General features: G+C 63.2%; 7 protein-coding genes. 4 read left to right on the top strand and 3 right to left on the bottom strand.

What is annotated here, in order from left to right; genetic code table 11:
* The first annotated feature begins 50 nt into the window (after positions 1-50).
* Positions 51-12,962 (top strand): non-ribosomal peptide synthetase, encoded by a 12,912-nt coding sequence (locus ACEN2T_RS04255; RefSeq protein WP_442116355.1) that lies wholly within the window; start codon positions 51-53, stop codon positions 12,960-12,962.
* Positions 12,963-13,299: 337 nt separating this feature from the next.
* On the opposite strand, the gene dsbG is transcribed toward ACEN2T_RS04255, so the two are convergent.
* Genes dsbG through dsbD form a run of 3 tightly spaced genes read right to left on the bottom strand, consistent with a single transcriptional unit; the run spans position 13,300 to position 16,615 of the window.
* On the bottom strand, positions 13,300-14,061 hold the full coding sequence (dsbG, locus tag ACEN2T_RS04260; protein WP_122754413.1) for a thiol:disulfide interchange protein DsbG: 762 nt from the start codon (positions 14,059-14,061) through the stop codon (positions 13,300-13,302).
* A complete protein-coding gene (locus tag ACEN2T_RS04265) occupies positions 14,037-14,888 on the bottom strand; it encodes a TlpA disulfide reductase family protein (RefSeq protein WP_095185451.1) in 852 nt (283 codons plus the stop codon). Before ACEN2T_RS04265 ends, dsbG begins: the two co-directional genes overlap by 25 nt.
* On the bottom strand, positions 14,888-16,615 hold the full coding sequence (gene dsbD, locus ACEN2T_RS04270) for a protein-disulfide reductase DsbD (RefSeq protein WP_442116356.1): 1,728 nt from the start codon (positions 16,613-16,615) through the stop codon (positions 14,888-14,890). Before dsbD ends, ACEN2T_RS04265 begins: the two co-directional genes overlap by 1 nt.
* Positions 16,616-16,790: 175 nt before the next feature.
* Between dsbD and ACEN2T_RS04275 the strand changes: the two genes are divergently transcribed.
* The 3 genes from ACEN2T_RS04275 (at position 16,791) to ACEN2T_RS04285 (ending at position 19,678) form a co-directional block, all read left to right on the top strand.
* The gene (locus tag ACEN2T_RS04275; RefSeq protein ID WP_032887975.1) at positions 16,791-17,471 is read left to right on the top strand and encodes a response regulator; all 681 of its coding nucleotides are present in this window, start codon (positions 16,791-16,793) and stop codon (positions 17,469-17,471) included.
* Positions 17,468-18,790, top strand: coding sequence for an ATP-binding protein (locus ACEN2T_RS04280; protein WP_122764598.1), 1,323 nt, complete (start codon positions 17,468-17,470; stop codon positions 18,788-18,790). The genes ACEN2T_RS04275 and ACEN2T_RS04280 overlap by 4 nt, the downstream gene beginning before the upstream one ends.
* 120 nt (positions 18,791-18,910) lie before the next feature.
* Positions 18,911-19,678: an N-acetylmuramoyl-L-alanine amidase gene (locus ACEN2T_RS04285; RefSeq protein WP_442116357.1), complete on the top strand. Its 768-nt coding sequence runs from the start codon at positions 18,911-18,913 to the stop codon at positions 19,676-19,678.
* Positions 19,679-19,728 lie beyond the last annotated feature (50 nt).

Genomic DNA, 19,728 nt, shown 5'->3' on the forward strand with positions numbered 1-19,728 from the left:
AGCTACTCAATTTCCGAATTTCCCGTAAGCCGATTTCAGGCAGGAACCCCATGATGGACGCCTTCGAACTTCCCCGCACCCTGGTCCAGTCCCTTCAACGTCGCGCCGCGCAGACCCCGGACCAGGTGGCTCTGCGCTTCCTCGCCGAGTCCGCCGAGCACAGCGTTGTGCTCAGTTATCGCGACCTCGACCAACGCGCCCGCACCATTGCCAGCGCCCTGCAGGCCAATGCCGCGCTGGGCGACCGCGCAGTGCTGTTGTTCCCCAGCGGTCCGGATTACGTCGCGGCGTTTTTTGGCTGCCTTTACGCCGGGGTGATCGCAGTGCCGGCCTACCCGCCTGAGTCCACCCGCCGTCATCACCAAGAGCGTTTGCTGTCGATCATCAGCGACGCCGAACCGCGCCTGCTGCTGACCATTGCCAGTCTTGCCGATGGCCTGGCGCAGATCGAAAATGCGCCGCCGGTGTTGAGTGTCGATACCCTCGATGCGCCAGTGGCTGATGCCTGGATCGCCCCCGACCTACAGCCCGACGACATCGCGTTCCTGCAATACACCTCCGGCTCCACAGCGCTGCCCAAAGGCGTGCAAGTCAGCCACGGCAATCTGGTGGCCAACGAAGTGCTGATCCGCCGTGGCTTTGGCATCGACCTCAACCCCGACGACGTGATTGTCAGCTGGCTACCGCTGTACCACGACATGGGTCTGATCGGCGGCCTGCTGCAACCGATCTTCAGTGGTGTGCCGTGCGTGCTGATGTCGCCTGCGTACTTCCTTGGCCGGCCATTGCGCTGGCTGGAAGCGATCAGCCAATACGGCGGCACCATCAGCGGCGGCCCGGATTTCGCCTACCGGCTGTGCAGCGAGCGGGTCAGTGAGTCCGCCCTGGAACGCCTGGACCTGAGCACGTGGCGCGTGGCCTATTCCGGCTCCGAGCCGATCCGGCTCGACACCCTGGACCGCTTCGCCGAGAAATTCGCCGCCTGTGGTTTCAGCTCAGACAATTTCTTTGCGTCCTACGGCCTCGCCGAGGCCACGCTGTTTGTCGCTGGCGGCACCCGGGGTCATGGCATCCCGGCGCTGCGCGTCGACGAGACGGCGCTGGCCGCCAACCGCGCCGAACCGGGGCAGGGCAGTGCGATCATGAGTTGCGGCACCAGCCAGCCGGAACACGCGGTGCTGATCGTCGATCCCCACACCTTGAGTGAGCTGCCCGACAACCGCGTCGGCGAACTCTGGGCCACCGGTCCGAGCATCGCCCACGGCTACTGGCGCAACCCCGAAGCCACAGCCAAGACCTTCGTCCAGCATGCCGGGCGGACCTGGCTGCGCACCGGCGACCTGGGCTTTATTCGCTTTGGTGAGGTGTACATCACCGGCCGCCTGAAAGACCTGTTGATCGTGCGCGGTCATAACCTCTACCCGCAAGACATCGAGCAGACTATCGAGCGCGAAGTGGAAGTGGTGCGCAAAGGCCGGGTTGCGGCGTTTGCGGTGAATGACCAGGGCCTGGAAGGCATCGGCATCGCCGCTGAAATCAGCCGCAGCGTGCAGAAAATCCTGCCGCCCGAGGCGTTGATCAAAGCCATCCGCCAAGCCGTGGCCGAAGCCTACCAAGAAGCGCCGAGTGTGGTGGTGTTGCTCAACCCCGGCGCATTGCCCAAGACCTCCAGTGGCAAGGTGCAGCGTGCGGCCTGCGCGCTGCGTCATGCCGACGGCAGCCTCGACAGCTATGCGCAGTTCCCCGATCTGCAAGGGCTGGCGGGCGATGCTGCGCTGGAATCCGAACTGCAACAGCAGATCGCGGCGATCTGGTGCGAACAGTTGCAGGTCGCGACCGTTGCTGCCGACGATCACTTCTTCCTGCTCGGCGGTAACTCCATCACCGCTACCCAAGTGGTCGCACGTCTGCGAGAAACCCTCGGCCTGGAGCTGAACCTGCGCATGCTGTTCGAGGCGCCGACCCTGTCGACGTTTGCCGCCAATGTTGCGCAATTGCAGCAGGACGGCGGCGTAGCCCAAGGTGCAATTCATGCCTTGTCACGCCAGGACGAACTGCCTCAGTCCCTGGCCCAGAATCGGCTGTGGATCACCTGGCAACTGGACCCTCAGAGCAGCGCCTACACCATTCCCGGCGGCTTGCGCCTGCGTGGCGAGCTGGACGAAGACGCAGTGCGCCTGAGTTTCCAGCACCTGATCCAGCGCCACGAAGCCCTGCGCACTCGCTTCTACGAGCGCAACGGCCAGGCCTTCCAGCGTGTTGACGCCAACGTGGCGTTCGACCTGCAAGTCATCGACCTCAGCGACCTGCCCGCTGCCGAGCGCGAAACCCGCGCGCAGCAGATCCGCGAAGACGAAGCACGCACTCAATTTGATCTGGAAAAAGGCCCGCTGCTGTGGGTGACACTGGTGCGCCTGGACGACGAAGACCATCAACTGCTGGTGACGCTGCATCACATCATTGCCGATGGTTGGTCGCTCAACATCCTTATCGACGAGTTCTCGCGCCTCTACGCCGCGGCCTCCCAGGGACAATCCCTGGAACTGCCGGCCCTGGCCCTGCAATACGCCGACTACGGCAGTTGGCAACGTCAATGGCTGGCCGAAGGTGAAGGTCAGCGCCAACTGGCGTACTGGAAAAACCAACTGGGGGACGAGCACCCGACCCTGAGCCTGGCCACTGACCATCCGCGCTCCGCGCAGCACATCTGCAGTGCTTCGCGCCATAGCGTGCGCCTGAGCGTCGGCCTCAGCGAAGCGATTCTCCAGACCGCCCAGGCCAATGAGTCCACGCCATTCATGCTGTTGCTAGCGGCGTTCCAGACCTTGCTCTATCGCTACAGCGGCCAGCGCGATATCCGCATCGGCGTGCCCAATGCCAACCGCCCGCGCCAGGAAACCCAAGGCCTGATCGGCTTTTTCATCAACACCCTGGTGCTGCGCGCCGAACTGGACGGGCGCCTGCCGTTCAACCAGCTATTGGCCGCCACCCGCGAGACCGCACTGGGTGCCCAAGCCCATCAGGACCTGCCCTTCGAGCAACTGCTGGAAGCCTTCCCTCAGGCCCGCGAGCAGGGCTTGTTCCAGGTCATGTTCAACCACCAGCAACGCGACCTCAGCGCCTTGCGCCGCCTGCCGGGCATGCTCGCCGATGAGCTGCCGTGGCACAGCCGCGAAGCCAAGTTCGACCTGCAACTGCATACCGAAGAAGACCGCAACGGCCGCCTGAGCCTGGCGTTCGACTACGCCGATGAAGTGTTTGAAGGCACAACCATCCAGCGCCTCGCCGAGCACTTCATCAACCTGCTGCACGCCATCTGCGAGCAACCCCAGCAAGCCCTCGGCGACCTGCGTTTGCTGCAAGCGGACGAACAGCAACCGTGGAGCCAAGCGCCGTGTGCGCCCGCCCAGCAATGGTTGCCCGAGCTGCTCAATCAGCAGACTTCGGACAACACCGCGTTGGTCTGGCAGGACGGCAGCCTGACCTTCGCCCAACTGCATGCCCAAGCCAACCGCCTGGCCCATTACCTGCGCGACAAAGGCGTGGGCCCGGACGTGTGCGTGGCTATCGCCGCCGAGCGTTCGCCGCAACTGCTGATCGGCCTGCTGGCGATCATCAAGGCCGGTGGCGCCTACGTGCCGCTGGACCCGGATTACCCCGCTGAGCGCCTGGCCTACATGCTCAAGGACAGTGGCGTGCAACTGCTGCTGACCCAGACCGCTGTGTTGGAAAAACTGCCGAGCGCTGACGGCGTGTGTGTCATCGCCATGGACAGCCTGCATCTGGAAAGCTGGCCGACCCAGGCGCCGGGCCTGCACCTGCACGGCGACAACCTCGCCTACGTGATCTACACCTCCGGTTCCACCGGCCAGCCCAAAGGCGTGGGCAATACCCATGGGGCCCTGGCCGAGCGCTTGCAGTGGATGCAGGCCACTTACCAACTGAACGACACCGACGTGCTGATGCAAAAGGCACCGATCAGTTTCGACGTGTCTGTGTGGGAATGCTTCTGGCCGTTAATCACCGGCTGCCGCCTGGTGCTGGCCGGCCCTGGCGAACATCGCGACCCGCACCGCATCGCGCAGTTGGTGCAGGAACATGGCGTGACCACCCTGCACTTTGTGCCGCCGCTGTTGCAGCTGTTCATCGACGAGCCGCTGGTACCCGAATGCACCAGCCTGCGTCGCCTGTTCTCCGGCGGTGAGGCGTTACCAGCCGAACTGCGCAACCGCGTCTTGGCTCAGTTGCCGGCGGTGCAGTTGCACAACCGCTATGGCCCGACCGAGACCGCGATCAACGTCACCCACTGGCACTGCACCGCTGAAGATGGCGAGCGCTCGCCGATTGGCCGACCGCTGGGCAATGTGATCTGCCGCGTATTGGACGATCACCTCAACCTGTTGCCAGCCGGTGTGCCGGGCGAACTGTGCATCGGTGGCATCGGCCTGGCGCGGGGGTATCTGGGGCGTGCCGGTTTGACCGCCGAACGGTTTATCGCCGACCCGCTGGGCGAGGCGGGCGCGCGCCTGTATCGCACTGGCGACCGTGTGCGCTGGAATGCTGACGGCGTGCTCGAATACCTGGGGCGTCTCGATCAGCAGGTCAAGCTGCGCGGCTTCCGCGTGGAGCCTGAAGAAATCGAAGCGCGCGTGCTGGCGCTGGACGGTATCGCCCAGGCCGTTGTGCTGGTGCGCAATGCCACACTGATCGGCTACTACACCGCAAGCAGAGCGCTGGACGAACAGGACGTGAAAGCCGCCCTGGCAGCCGAGTTGCCCGAGTACATGGTGCCTGCGCAACTGATGCGCCTGGACGCCATGCCCCTGAGCCCCAGCGGCAAGCTGGACCGCCGCGCATTGCCGGAGCCAGTGTGGCTAACCCGCGAACACATTGAACCCGAAACCCCGTTGCAACAGCAGATCGCCGCAATCTGGCGCGAAGTGCTCGGCCTGCCGCAAATCGGCCTGCGCGATGACTTCTTCGCCCTCGGCGGCCACTCATTGCTGGCCACGCAAATCATCTCCCGCACCCGCCAGGCCTGTGACGTTGAGCTGCCGCTGCGTACCTTGTTTGAAGCCAGTGAACTGGGCACGTTTGCCGAGCAAGTCGGCCTGATCCAGGCCTCGGGCCAGCGCAACCAGCAAACCGCGATTGCCAAAGTTGACCGCAGCCAACCGGTGCCGCTGTCCTATTCCCAGCAGCGCATGTGGTTCCTCTGGCAGATGGAGCCGGACAGCCCGGCCTACAACGTCGGTGGCATGGCGCGCCTGCGGGGAGTGTTGGATGTGGGGCGTTTCGAGGCGGCGTTGCAGGCCTTGATCATGCGCCACGAAACCCTGCGCACCACGTTCCCCAGTGTCGACGGCGTGGCCTATCAAAAGGTCTCGCCGCAGACCGGCGTGCGCATGGACTGGCAGGATATTTCGGCGCTGAATGAAACCGAGCGCGAGCAGCGCTTGCAGCAGTTGGCCGATCACGAGGCCCACACGCCGTTCAACCTGGAAACCGGCCCGTTGCTGCGCGCGTGCCTGGTCAAGGCCGGCGAGCAGGAACACTACTTGGTGCTGACCCTGCACCACATCGTCACTGAAGGCTGGGCCATGGACATCTTTGCCCGTGAACTCAGCGCGCTGTACGAAGCCTTTATCGACGAGCGTCTGTCGCCACTGTCGCCGTTGCCGGTGCAATACCTCGACTACAGCGTGTGGCAGCGTCAGTGGCTGGAGTCCGGCGAGCGTCAACGCCAGTTGGATTACTGGACCGCGCAACTGGGCACCGAACACCCCTTGCTGGAACTGCCCGGCGACCGCCCACGACCACCGGTACAAAGCCACCAGGGCGAGCTGTACCGCTTCGATCTGAGCGACGCGTTGGCTGCCCGCGTGCGTGCCTTCAATGTCGAACGCGGCCTCACGCTGTTCATGACCATGACCGCGACCCTGGCCGTGTTGCTCTACCGCTACAGCGGCCAGACCGACCTGCGCATCGGCGCCCCCGTGGCCAACCGTATTCGCCCGGAAAGCGAAGGGCTGATCGGCGCATTCCTCAATACCCAGGTGCTGCGTTGCCAGCTCAATGGTCAGATGAATGTCGGCGAGTTGTTCGAGCAAATACGCCACACCGTGATCGAGGGCCAATCCCACCAGGACCTGCCGTTCGACCATCTGGTGGAAGCCCTGCAACCTCCGCGCAGCGCCGCGTACAACCCGTTGTTCCAGGTGATGTGCAACGTGCAGCGCTGGGAATTCCAGCAGAGCCGTCAACTGGCCGGCATGACCGTCGAATACCTGGCCAACGATGCTCGCGCGACCAAGTTCGACCTCAACCTGGAAGTGACCGACCTCGACCATCGCCTGGGTTGCTGCCTGACTTACAGCACTGATCTGTTCGACGAACCGCGCATTGCGCGCATGGCTGAACATTGGCGCAACCTGCTGGAAGCGTTGATTGCAGACCCCGATCAACGCCTCAGCGAACTGCCGCTGCTGACCGCCACCGAACAACGCGCATTGCAGGACAGCCTGGGCGTTGAGGCCGGTTTGCATCGTCTCGACGGGTGCATTCATCAGCTGTTCAGCCAGCAGGCGCGAACGCGTGCAGAGGCTCCGGCGCTGACCTTTGCCGGCGTAACCCTCACTTACGCGGAACTCAATGCACGCGCCAATCGCCTGGCCTGGATGCTGCGCGAACGCGGCGTTGGCCCGCAGGTGCGGGTCGGCTTGGCACTGCCACGCTCCCTGGAAATGGTCATTGGCCTGCTGGCGATCCTTAAGGCCGGCGGCGCCTATGTGCCGCTGGACCCGGAATACCCGCTGGACCGCCTGCACTACATGATCGAAGACAGCGGCATCGGCCTGTTGCTCAGCGACGCGGCGATGTTCGAAGCCCTGGGTGAACTGCCGGCCTCGGTGGCGTGCTGGTGCCTGGAAGACGACTCGCCAGTGCTGGTGAATTACCCGGCCGATGAGCTGCCATTTATCAGCCTGCCGCAACACCAGGCGTACCTGATCTACACCTCCGGCTCCACCGGCAAACCGAAAGGCGTGGTGGTGTCCCACGGCGAAATCGCCATGCATTGCCAGGCTGTGATCGCGCGTTTCGGCATGCGCCCGGACGACTGCGAGCTGCATTTCTATTCGATCAACTTCGACGCCGCCACCGAGCGTTTGCTGGTGCCGTTGCTCAGTGGCGCGCAGGTGGTTTTGCGGGCCCAAGGCCAATGGGATGCGGAGGAAATCTGTGGGCTGATCCGCACCCATCGCATCAATATCCTCGGCTTCACCCCAAGCTATGGCAGCCAGTTGGCGCAGTGGCTGGCGACTCAACACCAGACCCTGCCCGTGCGCATGTGCATCACCGGCGGTGAAGCCCTGACCGGCGAACACCTGCAGCGCATTCGCGCAGCCTTCCAGCCAGAGGTGTTCTTCAACGCCTATGGTCCGACTGAAACCGTGGTGATGCCGTTGGCCAGCCTGGCGCCGGAGCACTCGGAAGAGGGCGCCGGCAGCGTGCCGATCGGTAGCATTATCGGCGACCGCGTGGCCTACATTCTCGACGCCGACCTGGCCTTGGTGCCCCAAGGCGCGACCGGCGAGTTGTATGTCGGCGGCGCGGGCCTGGCCCAGGGTTACCACGAGCGTCCGGGCATGACGGCGGAGCGTTTTGTCGCCGATCCCTTTGCCGCCAATGGTGGCCGCCTGTATCGCACCGGCGACCTGGTGCGCCAACGCGCCGATGGTCTGGTGGAGTACCTGGGGCGTATCGACCATCAAGTGAAAATCCGTGGTTTCCGCATCGAGCTGGGCGAGATCGAAACCCGCCTGCTGGAGCACGAAGCTGTGCGCGAGGCGGTGGTGCTGGCGCTGGATTCGCCGAGCGGCAAACAGCTCGTGGCGTACCTGGTCAGCGACGCAGAGCACGGCCCATTGCGCGAGGCGCTGAAGGCGCATCTCAAGGCACAACTGCCGGACTACATGGTGCCCGCGCACCTGATCGTGCTCGACAGCATGCCGTTGACCGCCAACGGCAAGCTCGACCGCCGTGCCTTGCCGCAACCGGACCCCGAGGCCAATCGCCAACAGTACGTAGCCCCCCGCAACGAACTGGAAAGCACCTTGGCTGCGATCTGGTGCGCGGTGTTGAACGTGCAGCAAGTCGGCCTGGACGATAATTTCTTTGAACTGGGCGGCGACTCCATCCTGTCGATCCAGGTGGTCAGCCGTGCGCGGCAGGCAGGAATTCATTTCAGCCCCCGCGACCTGTTCCAGCACCAGACGGTGCAAACCCTGGCCGCTGTGGCCACGCGCTCCGAGCAGGTCACGGCGGAGCAGGGCGTACTCACTGGCAGCTCGGGCCTCACGCCGATCCAGCATTGGTTCTTTGACACCGAGATCCCGGCGCGTCAGCACTGGAACCAGGCGTTGGTCCTCAAGCCGCTGCAATTGCTCGAACCCCATCGCCTGGAGCAAGCGCTGCTGGCGGTGCTGGAGCACCACGACGCCTTGCGCCTGAGCTTCACGCGGCGCAATGCGCAATGGCATGCCGAACATTTGACCGTGCCCCAGGGCGGCGTGCTGATGCAGGCGCAAGTGCGCGATATGGCCCAGTGCACCGCGTTGTTCACCGACACCCAACGCAGCCTCGACCTTGAACACGGCCCGCTGCTGCGCGCCTTGCTGGTGGATGGCCCCGAAGGCCAGCAACGCCTGCTGATCGCGATTCATCACCTGGTGGTGGACGGCGTGTCGTGGCGTGTGTTGCTCGAAGACCTGCAGAATGTGTATCGCCAACTGAGCGAGGGCGAGTCCGTCAGCCTGCCGGCCAAGACCAGCGCCTTGCGTGACTGGGCCGCGCGCTTGCAGGCTTATGCCAGCAGCGAATCCCTGCGTGAAGAATTGAGCGTGTGGCAGGACCACTTGGCGGGCCCGACGGTGGCGTTGCCGGTGGACCGTGCACAGGGCACGTTGCGCAATCGCGATGCCGACACGGTCAGCGTGCGCCTGGATGCCGAACACACCCGTCAGTTGCTGCAACAAGCCCCAAGCGCATACCGCACCCAGGTCAATGACCTGTTGCTGACCGCCTTGGCCCGCGTGTTGTGCCGCTGGAGCGGGCATGACTCGGCGCTGATCCAACTGGAAGGCCATGGCCGCGAAACCCTGTTCGATGAGATCGACCTGACCCGCAGTGTCGGCTGGTTCACCAGTGCCTATCCATTGCGCCTGACGCCCGTGCAAATCGAAGAAGCGGCCGGGCAGGGCGCCTCGATCAAGGCGATCAAGGAGCAACTGCGGGCGGTACCCCACAAAGGGTTGGGCTATGGCGTGCTGCGCTACCTGGCGGACGACCTGTGCAAGCAGGCCATGGCCGCGCTGCCAACCGCCGACATCACCTTCAACTACCTCGGCCAGTTCGACCAGAGCTTCGGCAGCGAGGCGCTGTTCCACCCGCTGGATGAGTCGGCGGGCCTGGCCCATGACCCGGATGCGCCGCTGCCCAACGCCCTGAGCGTCGACAGCCAGGTGTATGGCGGTGAGCTGGTGCTGCGCTGGACCTTCAGCCGTGAGCGCCACGATGCAGACACCATCCGCGAGTTGGCCGAGGCCTACGTCGCCGAGCTGTACAGCTTGATCGCCCATTGCCTCAAGGATGATGCCGGTGGTCTCACACCGTCCGACTTCCCCCTGGCGAAATTGACCCAGCCGCAACTCGACAGCTTGCCGGTCCCGGCCAGCGCCATCGAAGACGTGTACCCGCTGACTCCGATGCAAGAGGGCCTGTTGCTTCACACTTTGCTGGAGCCGGGCACCGGTCTGTACTACATGCAGGACCGCTACCGCATCAACAGTGCCCTGGACCCTGAGCGTTTCGCCCAGGCCTGGCAAGCGGTGATCGCCCGTCATGAAGCCTTGCGTGCCTCGTTCTGCTGGAACGTTGGCGAAGACATGCTGCAAGTGATCCACAAACCCGGCAGCACGCCGATTGAATACCTGGACTGGAACAACGATCCCGAGGCTGAGCAAGAGCCGCGTCTGCAAGCGCTGCTCAAGGCCGAGCGTGAAGCCGGCTTCGATCTGCTCAACCAGGCGCCGTTCCACCTGCGCCTGATCCGCGTAGGCGAAGCACGCTACTGGTTCATGATGAGCAACCACCACATCCTTATCGATGCGTGGTGCCGTTCGCTGCTGATGAATGACTTTTTCGAGATCTACATGGCCCTGGGCGAAGGCCACGACGCGCAGTTGGCCACGGCGCCGCGTTATCGCGACTACATCGCCTGGCTGCAACGTCAGAACCTGAATGAAGCGCGCCAGTGGTGGCAACAGAACCTGCAAGGCTTTGAGCGCACCACGCCGATCCCGAGCGACCGCCCTTTCCTGCGCGAACATGCGGGCCACAGCGGCGGCATGGTGGTGGGCGACTGCTACACCCGTCTTGATGCCCGCGATGGCGCGCAACTGCGTGAACTGGCACAGGCCCACCAACTCACCGTCAACACCTTTGCCCAGGCGGCATGGGCCCTGGTGCTGCGCCGCTTGAGCGGCGATCGCGACGTGCTGTTCGGCGTCACCGTGGCCGGGCGTCCGGTGGAAATGCCGGAGATGCAACGCACCGTCGGCCTGTTTATCAACAGCATCGCGCTGCGGGTAAAGCTGCCGGAAGACGGTCAACGTTGCAGCGTGCGTCAGTGGTTGAGCGGCTTGCTCGACAGCAACATGCAATTGCGCGAGTACGAATACCTGCCATTGGTGACCATCCAGGAACACAGCGAATTACCTAAAGGCCAACCGCTGTTCGACAGCCTGTTCGTGTTCGAAAACGCCCCGGTGGAAACCTCGGTGCTGGACCGTGCACAAAGCTTGAATGCCACCTCGGATTCCGGCCGCACCCACACTAACTTCCCGCTGACCGCCGTGTGTTACCCCGGCGATGACCTGGGCTTGCACCTGTCTTACGACCAGCGTTACTTCGACGAAACCACCGTGCAAAACATGCTCGGCGAGTTCAAGCGCCTGCTGTTGGCGCTGGTGCAGGGGTTCCATGGCGACATGGCCGACCTGCCGTTGATTGGCGAACAGGAGCGTGAATTCCTGGTTGAAGGCTGCAACCAGAGCGCACACGCCTATCCGCTGGACCGTAGCTATATCGAGCTGTTCGAAGCGCAAGTGAGCGAGCATCCGCAGCGGATCGCCGCCAGTTACCTGGAACAGCAGTGGACCTATGACGAACTCAACCGCCGCAGCAACGGCTTGGGCCATGCATTGATCGCGGCGGGTGTCGGCCTGGATCAACCGGTGGCCTTGCTGGCCGAGCGTAACCTCGACCTGCTGGGCATGATCATCGGCAGCTTCAAGGCCGGTGCGGGTTACCTGCCGCTGGACCCGGGCCTGCCAAGCCAGCGCTTGAGCCGCATCATCGACATGAGCCGTACGCCGTTGCTGGTGTGCACCGAGGCGTGCCGCGAGCAGGCCATTGAGTTGCTCGACGGTTTTGACTGCCAGTTGCTGGTGTGGGAAGAAGTGCCGGCTCGTGGTGAGAACCCGGGCATCTACAGTGGCCCGGACAACCTCGCCTATGTGATCTACACCTCGGGCTCCACGGGCTTGCCCAAAGGCGTGATGGTCGAGCAGCGCGGCATGCTCAATAACCAACTGAGCAAACTGCCGTACTTGGACCTGAGCGCGGCGGACGTGATCGCGCAAACCGCGTCGCAAAGTTTCGACATTTCCGTATGGCAATTCCTCGCCGCGCCGCTGTTCGGCGCGCGGGTGGACATCGTGCCGAACACCATCGCCCACGATCCCCAAGGTTTGCTGGCCCACGTTGAGGCACAAGGCATTACCGTGCTGGAGAGCGTACCGTCGCTGATCCAGGGCATGCTGGCCCAGGACCGCATCAGCCTCGACGGCCTGCGCTGGATGCTGCCCACCGGTGAGGCGATGCCGCCGGAACTGGCGCACCAATGGTTGCTGCGTTACCCGCAGATCGGTTTGGTGAACGCTTATGGCCCTGCGGAATGCTCGGATGACGTGGCGTTCTTCCGCGTTGATTTGGCCTCGACCCGTGGCACCTATCTGCCGATTGGCACGCCGACTGACAACAACCGCCTGTACCTGCTGGATGGCGCGCTGGAGTTGGTGCCCCAAGGGGCTGTCGGCGAGTTATGTGTAGCCGGCACGGGGGTGGGGCGTGGTTATGTCAGCGATCCGTTGCGCACCGCTCAAGTGTTTGTGCCGAACCCGTTCGGCGCACCGGGTGAGCGCCTGTATCGCACCGGCGACCTGGCGCGTCGGCGCAGCGATGGTGTGTTGGAGTACGTCGGGCGTATCGACCATCAAGTGAAGATTCGCGGCTACCGCATCGAACTGGGTGAAATCGAAGCGCGCCTGCACGAGCAACCGCAAGTGCGCGATGCAGCGGTGGGCGTGCAGGAAGGCGTCAACGGCAAGCATCTGGTGGGTTATCTGGTGGCCGCTGATGAAACCCTCAACCCAAGCGAGCGCCTGGACCGCATCAAGCAACGCCTGCGCGCCGAGCTGCCGGAATACATGGTCCCGCTGCACTGGCTATGGCTCGACCGCCTGCCGCTCAACGCCAACGGCAAACTCGACCGCAAGGCCCTGCCGGAACTGGAAATCGGCCAGTTGCACAGCCAGGATTACCTGGCACCGCGCAACGAACTGGAAACCACCTTGGCCGCGATCTGGGCCGAGGTGCTCAAGGTCGAGCGCGTGGGCGTAGAAGACAACTTCTTCGAACTGGGCGGGCACTCGTTGCTGGCCACGCAGATTGCCTCACGGGTGCAGAAGACCTTGCAGCGCGATGTGCCACTGCGGGCGATGTTCGAGTGCAGCACGGTGTCGCAATTGGCCGAGTACATCGAGGGATTAGCGGCCAATGAGATCAGCGCGGAGAAGGTGGATCGGTTGAGTGATTTGATGGCGGAGTTGGAGGGGCTTTAATCTTCGCTGGGTTTGAGGGCCTCATCGGTATCTACACAACTTTCAGTGGTCTGTGCCCCAACACTTGGCACCTCGCTTAGGCTCGGTGTGCCCGAACGAAGGCTCTGGAGCCGACCGGAGTTGGGTCTGGTGTACTGGGTTAAAAATGTGGGAGGGGGCTTGCCCCCGATGAGGGAGTGTCAGTTGATGCATCTTTGGCTGACCCACTGCTATCGGGGGCAAGCCCCCTCCCACACTTGAATGTATTCACCAATAGAAATGTGTGAACCCAAACCACTGTGGGAGGGACGGTGCGACGATTCGACTTGCCCCCCGATGGCGTCAAACCAGGCGCCGCTTACTTCGGCCCCATGATCTTCACCAACTTATCCGGCGACGGCGCACCCTGCTGTTGCTGCAGCCCACCCTTGTCATCCAGGTAGAAAATCGCCGGGGTGGCAGACAGTTCCAGTTCATCCATCAACTTCATATTGGCATCGAGCTTGGCTTCGATATCGGCCGGGATTTTCGGCAGTGCCTGCAATTTGCTGCTCTTGCCGGCGGCTTCGTGTTCTTCCAGGGCTTTTTGCGGGTCTTTGGCGGCGAACAGGGCGGCCGATTTGGCGGCGCTGTCTTCGCGGATGATGCCGACCATGATGTGGCGCAACTGCACCTTGCCGGCTTTGACCCACGGCCGGGCCTGTTCCCAGAACATGTTGCAATACGGGCAGTTGGGGTCGCTGAAGAGGTAGACGATACGCGGTGCGTTTTTGTCGCCGTCCTGGATCCAGCTGCTTTTTTCCATCTTGGCCCAGACTTCCTTGGCCATCGGCGCGTACACCAGTTTTTCCAGCGGCGCGGTGCTCAGGTCATCGCCCTGGGCGTCGTACAGGTTGCCGGCGATCACGTGTTTGCCGTCGGCGGTCAGGTACAGCGCCATGCCTCGATTCTGGTATTGCGCGGCATAGCCGGTGAGGCCGCTGGGGGCGTCGAACTTGCCGATGATCTTGGCGCCCTTGGCTTCGATCTGTTTGATCGGTGCCGGCCAGTCATCGGCGTGGGCCAGGTTGGCTGCCAGCGTCAGTGGTAAGAGGCTCAACAGGTGGCGGAGGCTTCGCATGTCGGTTTCCTTGTGGCAGCAGGGGCGGTGTCGAAGGGTTCCATGGCACGGGCCAGGCTGGCCTGGGACAACTCGCCCAAGTGGCTGTTGATGAGGCGTCCATCAGCTTGGTAGAACAAGGTGGTCGGCAGGGCCATGGAGCCCACGGCCTGGCCGAGGCGACCGCTGGCGTCAAACAGCACGTTGTCCAGGTTCAGGCCTTGAGTGGCCAGGTAGGTGCTGACGCTTTGCATGCTTTCGGCTTGGTTGACGAACAGGAAGGTCACGTCAGGGCGCATGCGCTGGGCGCTTTCCAGCACCGGCATTTCGCGGCGGCATGGCGGGCACCAGGTGGCCCACAGGTTGATGACCAGCGGTCCGCCCTGGTAGTCCGCCAGTTGCACCACTTCGCCATTGGCGTTGCGCAAGGTGATGTCCGGCAGGCGTGTGCCTTTTTCATACACGCTCAAGGACAGGCTGGTCATGCCCCAGAACAGCAGACCGGTGATGACCCCGGCGCTCAACGGCTTACGCAGCGCCGGTCGCCGCCAGCCGTAGAGCACCGCGCCGATGAGCAGGGCGATGATGCCGGGCCAGGCGAGAAAGCCGCCGTCGCGCAGGTCGACCATCTGCAGCCAGTCGCTGCTGTAGTAACTCCAGTACATCAGCACAAAGCTGACGCGGGCCGCGAGCATGCCCAGCAGAAACAGGCTGAACAGCACTGACTCCGGGTTTTCACCACCACGCTTGGCCACGCGCCAGCCCACCAGGGTGGCGAGAATCAACGCGCTGATCAGCAGGATGTGATTCAGCGCGATGGCGAAGGTGCCGATGGTCAGGGTCAGCATCAGAGGGCGTCCCGGGTTTGCGTCCAGCGTTGCAGGAAGGCATCGGCATTCACTTCGCCGGTGATGCGTTGTGCGCGGCGTTCTTCACCGTCGGGGCCGATCCAGACAAAGCTCGGTGGCCCCGGCACCTTGTAGCGGCCCAGCAGTTCGCGGCTGGCGGCATTGTCGGCGGTGACGTCCAGGCGCAGCAGGCGCACGTCTTTCAGTGCGTCGAGAACTGCGGGTTTGCCGAACACCTGTTTTTCCATGATCTTGCACGACACGCACCAGTCGGCGTAGTAATCCACCAGCACCCATTGGCCCTGGGCCTTGGCGCTGTCGAGTTGGTTTTGCAGCACGGCGGGGTCACTGATGGTCATGAAGGCGTCATGGGCGGAGGGCGCCCCGGCGACCTTCGCGCCGCTGTACACCTTCAGCGGTTGCCACAGGTCGTCGCTGCCACCGGCCGCACCCACCACCAGCACCGCGCCCCACAGGCCCAGCACCAGGGAGCCGGCGCCGAATACCTTGGCCGCCAGGCCGTACTCGCGGGCGAGGGTCCAACCACAGTAGGCCATCACTAGGGCCAATGCACCCCACAGGCCGACCCACAGGCTTTCGCCAACTACCGGGCGAATCATTAGCACGGCGGTGCCCAGGAACAGGAAGCCGAAGATGCCCTTGAGCACGTTCATCCAAGTGCCCGGCTTGGGCAGGAAGCGGTTGCCGACGGTCACCAGCAGCAACAACGGAATGCCGATGCCGATGCCCATGGCGAACAGGATCAAGCCACCGTGCAGCGCGTTGCCGCTTTGGGCGATATACAGCAGGGCGCCAGCCAGGGGCGCGGTCATGCACGGGCCGACCAGCAGGCCGGACAGCGCGCCAAGCACACCGGCACCGATCAGGCTGCCACCGCTTTGCTGGCGGCTGACGTTGTCCAGTCGGTCGCGCAGGAAGGCGGGCAGTTGCAGTTCAAAGAAGCCGAACATCGGCAGGGCGAGCAGCACAAACAGAGCGGCGAAACTGCCCAATATCCACGGCGTTTGCAGCAGGGCGGCGAGGTTGGCGCCGAGCAACGCAGCCAGTACGCCGAGCGCGGCATACACCAGCGCCATGCACACTACGTAGCTGCTGGCCAAGGCAAAACCACGGCGAGGGCTGGCGCCGCTGCCCACCACCAGACCGGCGAGGATCGGCAGCATCGGCAACGAACACGGTGCAAACGCCAACAGCAGGCCCAGGCCGAAGAACACCGGCAGGCTCCAACCCAGGCTGCGCTGTTGCAGGCCGCTGGCCAGGCTCTGGTCCTGGGCTTGAGCGGTGGCCGCTACGGCAGGATTGCCACCCAGGTCCACGGTGATCGACTGCGGTGGGTAGCACAGGCCAGCATCGGCGCAGCCCTGCCAGCCCAGCTTGATCTGGCCGGTGGCGCCAGCAGGGAGCTTCACTTCCAGGCCCTGGCGGTACACTTCCTGCTCGCCGAAGAACTCATCGCTATGGGCTTCACCTTGCGGCAGTGCCGGCTGTGCGGTCAGGCCCTCGAACTTCATGCGCTGCTTGTACAGGTAATAACCGTCGGCAATCTGCCAATACAGCTGGGTCTCGCCACTTTCAAGACGTTCGGAGGTAAAGGTGAAAGCTTTGCCCACCGGGAGGAAATCGGGTTTGGTCTCAAACGGGTTGCCCGGCGCGGCTTGGGCCAACCCGGCGAACAACACCAGCAGAAAGGTAAAAAGATGCCGCATGGTCAAGCCTTAGTCCGATACAAGTGAGGCACACAATGTGTGGCGTTGATTAACCGATGATTAACCGGCGCTATTCTAAAGTGTAGGGATTATCTGAGCTTGCCTCTTTTCACGGCATAATCTGCGCTTAATCCGCTGCACCTTTAATCACCCCATCTTTTATGAAGGGTTCACCATGCACGTACTGGTCTGTGAAGACGACGAACTGATCGCCAGCGGCATCGTGGCCGGCCTCACCGCCCAGGGTTTTACCGTCGAGCGCGTGGCTACGGCTGCGGCTGCTCGGGCGATGCTCAAAGCGGCGACTTTCGACATCATGGTGCTCGACCTCGGCCTGCCCGACGAAGACGGCCTCAAGCTGTTGCAGCAACTGCGCAGCCAGGGCCTGGAGATTCCGGTGCTGATCCTCACCGCGCGGGACTCGGTGACCAACCGCGTCGACGGCCTGCAAGCCGGCGCCGATGACTACCTGCTCAAACCCTTCGACTTGCGCGAATTAGCCGCCCGCCTGCAAACCCTGCTGCGCCGGATGGCAGGGCGCAGCGTCAACTTGATCGAACACGGCCGGTTGACCTATGACCCCAGCAGCCGTGAAACGCTGTTGGGTGGCCAGCCGGTGGATTTGTCCCGGCGTGAGCAGGCGCTGTTGCAGGCCCTGCTGCACAACAAGGGTCGTGTGCTGTCCAGCGAGCAGCTTAAGGACAGCGTCTATGGCTTTAACGATGAGCTGGAAAGCAACGCACTCAACGTGCATATCCACCACCTGCGGCGCAAATTGGGCAACGGCATTGTCGAGACCGTGCGTGGTCTGGGCTATCGCCTGGGCCCGGCGGATGATGGAGAGAACGTTTCGTGAAGAGCCTGCGCCTGCGCCTGACGTTCAAGCTCGGCGCCGCATTCGTGTTGATCTGGGCCCTGGCAGCGGCCTGGATGCTCAACGACCTGCGCAACCAGATGATGTTCTCTCTCGACCAGCGCCTGGTAGCGTCGGCGCGCATGGTGGCGGGGCTGACCGAGCAGATGCCGGGCCTGGCCAGTGTCAGCGGCGGCGCGCATTTCAGTGCCGAGCAACTGCATGTGCCGGGCGGCATGGCCTGCCAGGTCAGCTCCTTGCGCGGGGAAATCCTCGCGCGCAGCCACACCACGCCGGATCAGGGCCTGGAGTCCCAACGCAGCGGTTTTCGCGACCAAGAGATCGACGGCGTGGGATGGCGCAGCTTTACCCTGTCCCGTGGCGATCTGCTGATCACCACCGCCGACCGCCAGGTGGAGCGCGAGGCGTTGAATATGTCGATCCTGCTGGCGGCATCGGTGCCAGTGGGCGTGGCCATGCTCGGTTGCCTGTGCCTGCTGTGGTTGGGCATCGGCCAGAGCCTGCTGCCGCTCAACCGTATGCGCGATGCGCTGATGCGGCGCAGTGCGGACTCTCTCGAACCCCTGCAGATCCACCCGCTGCCCAGCGAACTCAAACCGCTGCTCGACACCCAGAACCAACTGTTGCAGCGTATCGCCAAGACCATTGAGCGCGAACGTCGCCTCACTGGCGATGCGGCCCACGAACTGCGCAGCCCGCTGACGGCGATCAAGACCCACCTGCAAGTGGCGCGCATGACCGAAGGCGCGGCCCGCGACCAGTCCCTGGCCCACGCCGAGGAGGGAGCCGATCGCCTGCATCGCACCCTGGAACAATTGCTGTTGCTGGCGCGAGTGGAAGGCAGCCTGTCGTTTGACGATGGTGTGCAGTCCAGCGCCGAAGACGTCGCACGGCTGGCGATCCAGGATGCCAATGCTGGCGATAACTCACGCATCGACCTGATCCTGCCGGACAACCTTTCCAGCGCTCCGGTGGAAATGCCCGTTGGCCTGGCGGTTGCGGCCCTGCGCAACCTGCTGGACAACGCCTTGCGCCACACCCCGGCGGACACTCGCGTGGAACTCAGTCTGTTCACCCAGGCAGGCAACGTGGTGTTTCGCGTGCGTGACCACGGCAAGCAGATTTCCAGCGAAGACCTGCAGTACTTGACCCAACGCTTCTGGCGTAATGGCAACAGCGAAGGCTGCGGCCTGGGCTTGGCAATCGTGCAAGCGATTGTGCAGCGCTGTTCCTGCTCGTTGACGTTCGACAGCCAGGCGGATGGCCTGCGCGTCGAGCTGGGTATGCCGTTGCGGCGCTGATCTTTTTTCATCTGCCAAATAGTTACCGCCCTCTTGAAGTTCAGCGCTTCAGGATGGCGGTAATTTTTTTGCACTTGAACGGGCCGAAGGACTCGGCCTGTACTGAAAAGGACAGTTCTTATGTTAGTCATCGATACCACTTTTCCTGCCAAAGGCTTCAATGAACGCAACGGTGAAACCGTGCGGCAGTTGATCCTGCATTACACCGCAGCTCCCTTCACATCCTCCTTGCAGACGCTGACGCAGGAGGGGGTCAGCGCTCACTATCTTTTGCCCGACCCGGATGAGCCTGGTTACCGCGCTGCCGGGTATGACGAGCTGCGCGCGTTTCGCCTGGTGGATGAAACCAAGTCTGCGTGGCATGCAGGTGCGAGCCAATGGACAGGGTGGGACAACCTCAATAGCCGCTCCATTGGCATCGAGATCGTCAACCTGGCACGGGACGATGCGGGTGTCTTTACCTTTCCTGAGTACTCGCACGAACAGATTGAAGTGTTGAGTGCATTGGTGCGCGACATCCTCGGACGCTACCCGCAGATCGGCCCGACCGACATTCTCGGGCATTCGGACGTGGCCTATTGGCGCAAGAGTGATCCAGGGCCTCGACTGCCTTGGCGGTGCTTGTACGACGCCGGTGTAGGTGCCTGGTTCGATGAGGCGGCGCGGACGATGTATCAACGCCGATTTTGTGTAGGGCTGCCGCCGGAAGTGGAAGTGGAGCGTGCGTTTCAGCGATATGGGTATAAACCGGCGCAGAATCGACAGGCGTTTGAGCTGCGCACGCGGGCGTTTCAGATGCACTTTCGGCCGGGGGATTATCGTGGCGTATTGGATGCCGAGACGTGCGCGATCCTGTATGCCTTGAATGAGAAATACCGAGGACTTTGACGCAAAGCACCGTTCAACGGCATCAGTTAACGATCACCAGCCCTAAATCC

The organism is Pseudomonas sp. W22_MBD1_FP4 (genome assembly GCF_052113765.1).
Lineage (GTDB): Bacteria > Pseudomonadota > Gammaproteobacteria > Pseudomonadales > Pseudomonadaceae > Aquipseudomonas > Aquipseudomonas sivasensis.

Excerpts from the sequence above, each read along its gene's own strand:
- ACEN2T_RS04255 (WP_442116355.1), top strand. The coding sequence starts at position 51 with ATGATGGACGCCTTCGAACTTCCCCGCACCCTGGTCCAGTCCCTTCAA.
- dsbG (WP_122754413.1), bottom strand. The coding sequence starts at position 14,061 with ATGCGAAGCCTCCGCCACCTGTTGAGCCTCTTACCACTGACGCTGGCA.
- ACEN2T_RS04265 (WP_095185451.1), bottom strand. The coding sequence starts at position 14,888 with ATGCTGACCCTGACCATCGGCACCTTCGCCATCGCGCTGAATCACATC.
- dsbD (WP_442116356.1), bottom strand. The coding sequence starts at position 16,615 with ATGCGGCATCTTTTTACCTTTCTGCTGGTGTTGTTCGCCGGGTTGGCC.
- ACEN2T_RS04275 (WP_032887975.1), top strand. The coding sequence starts at position 16,791 with ATGCACGTACTGGTCTGTGAAGACGACGAACTGATCGCCAGCGGCATC.
- ACEN2T_RS04285 (WP_442116357.1), top strand. The coding sequence starts at position 18,911 with ATGTTAGTCATCGATACCACTTTTCCTGCCAAAGGCTTCAATGAACGC.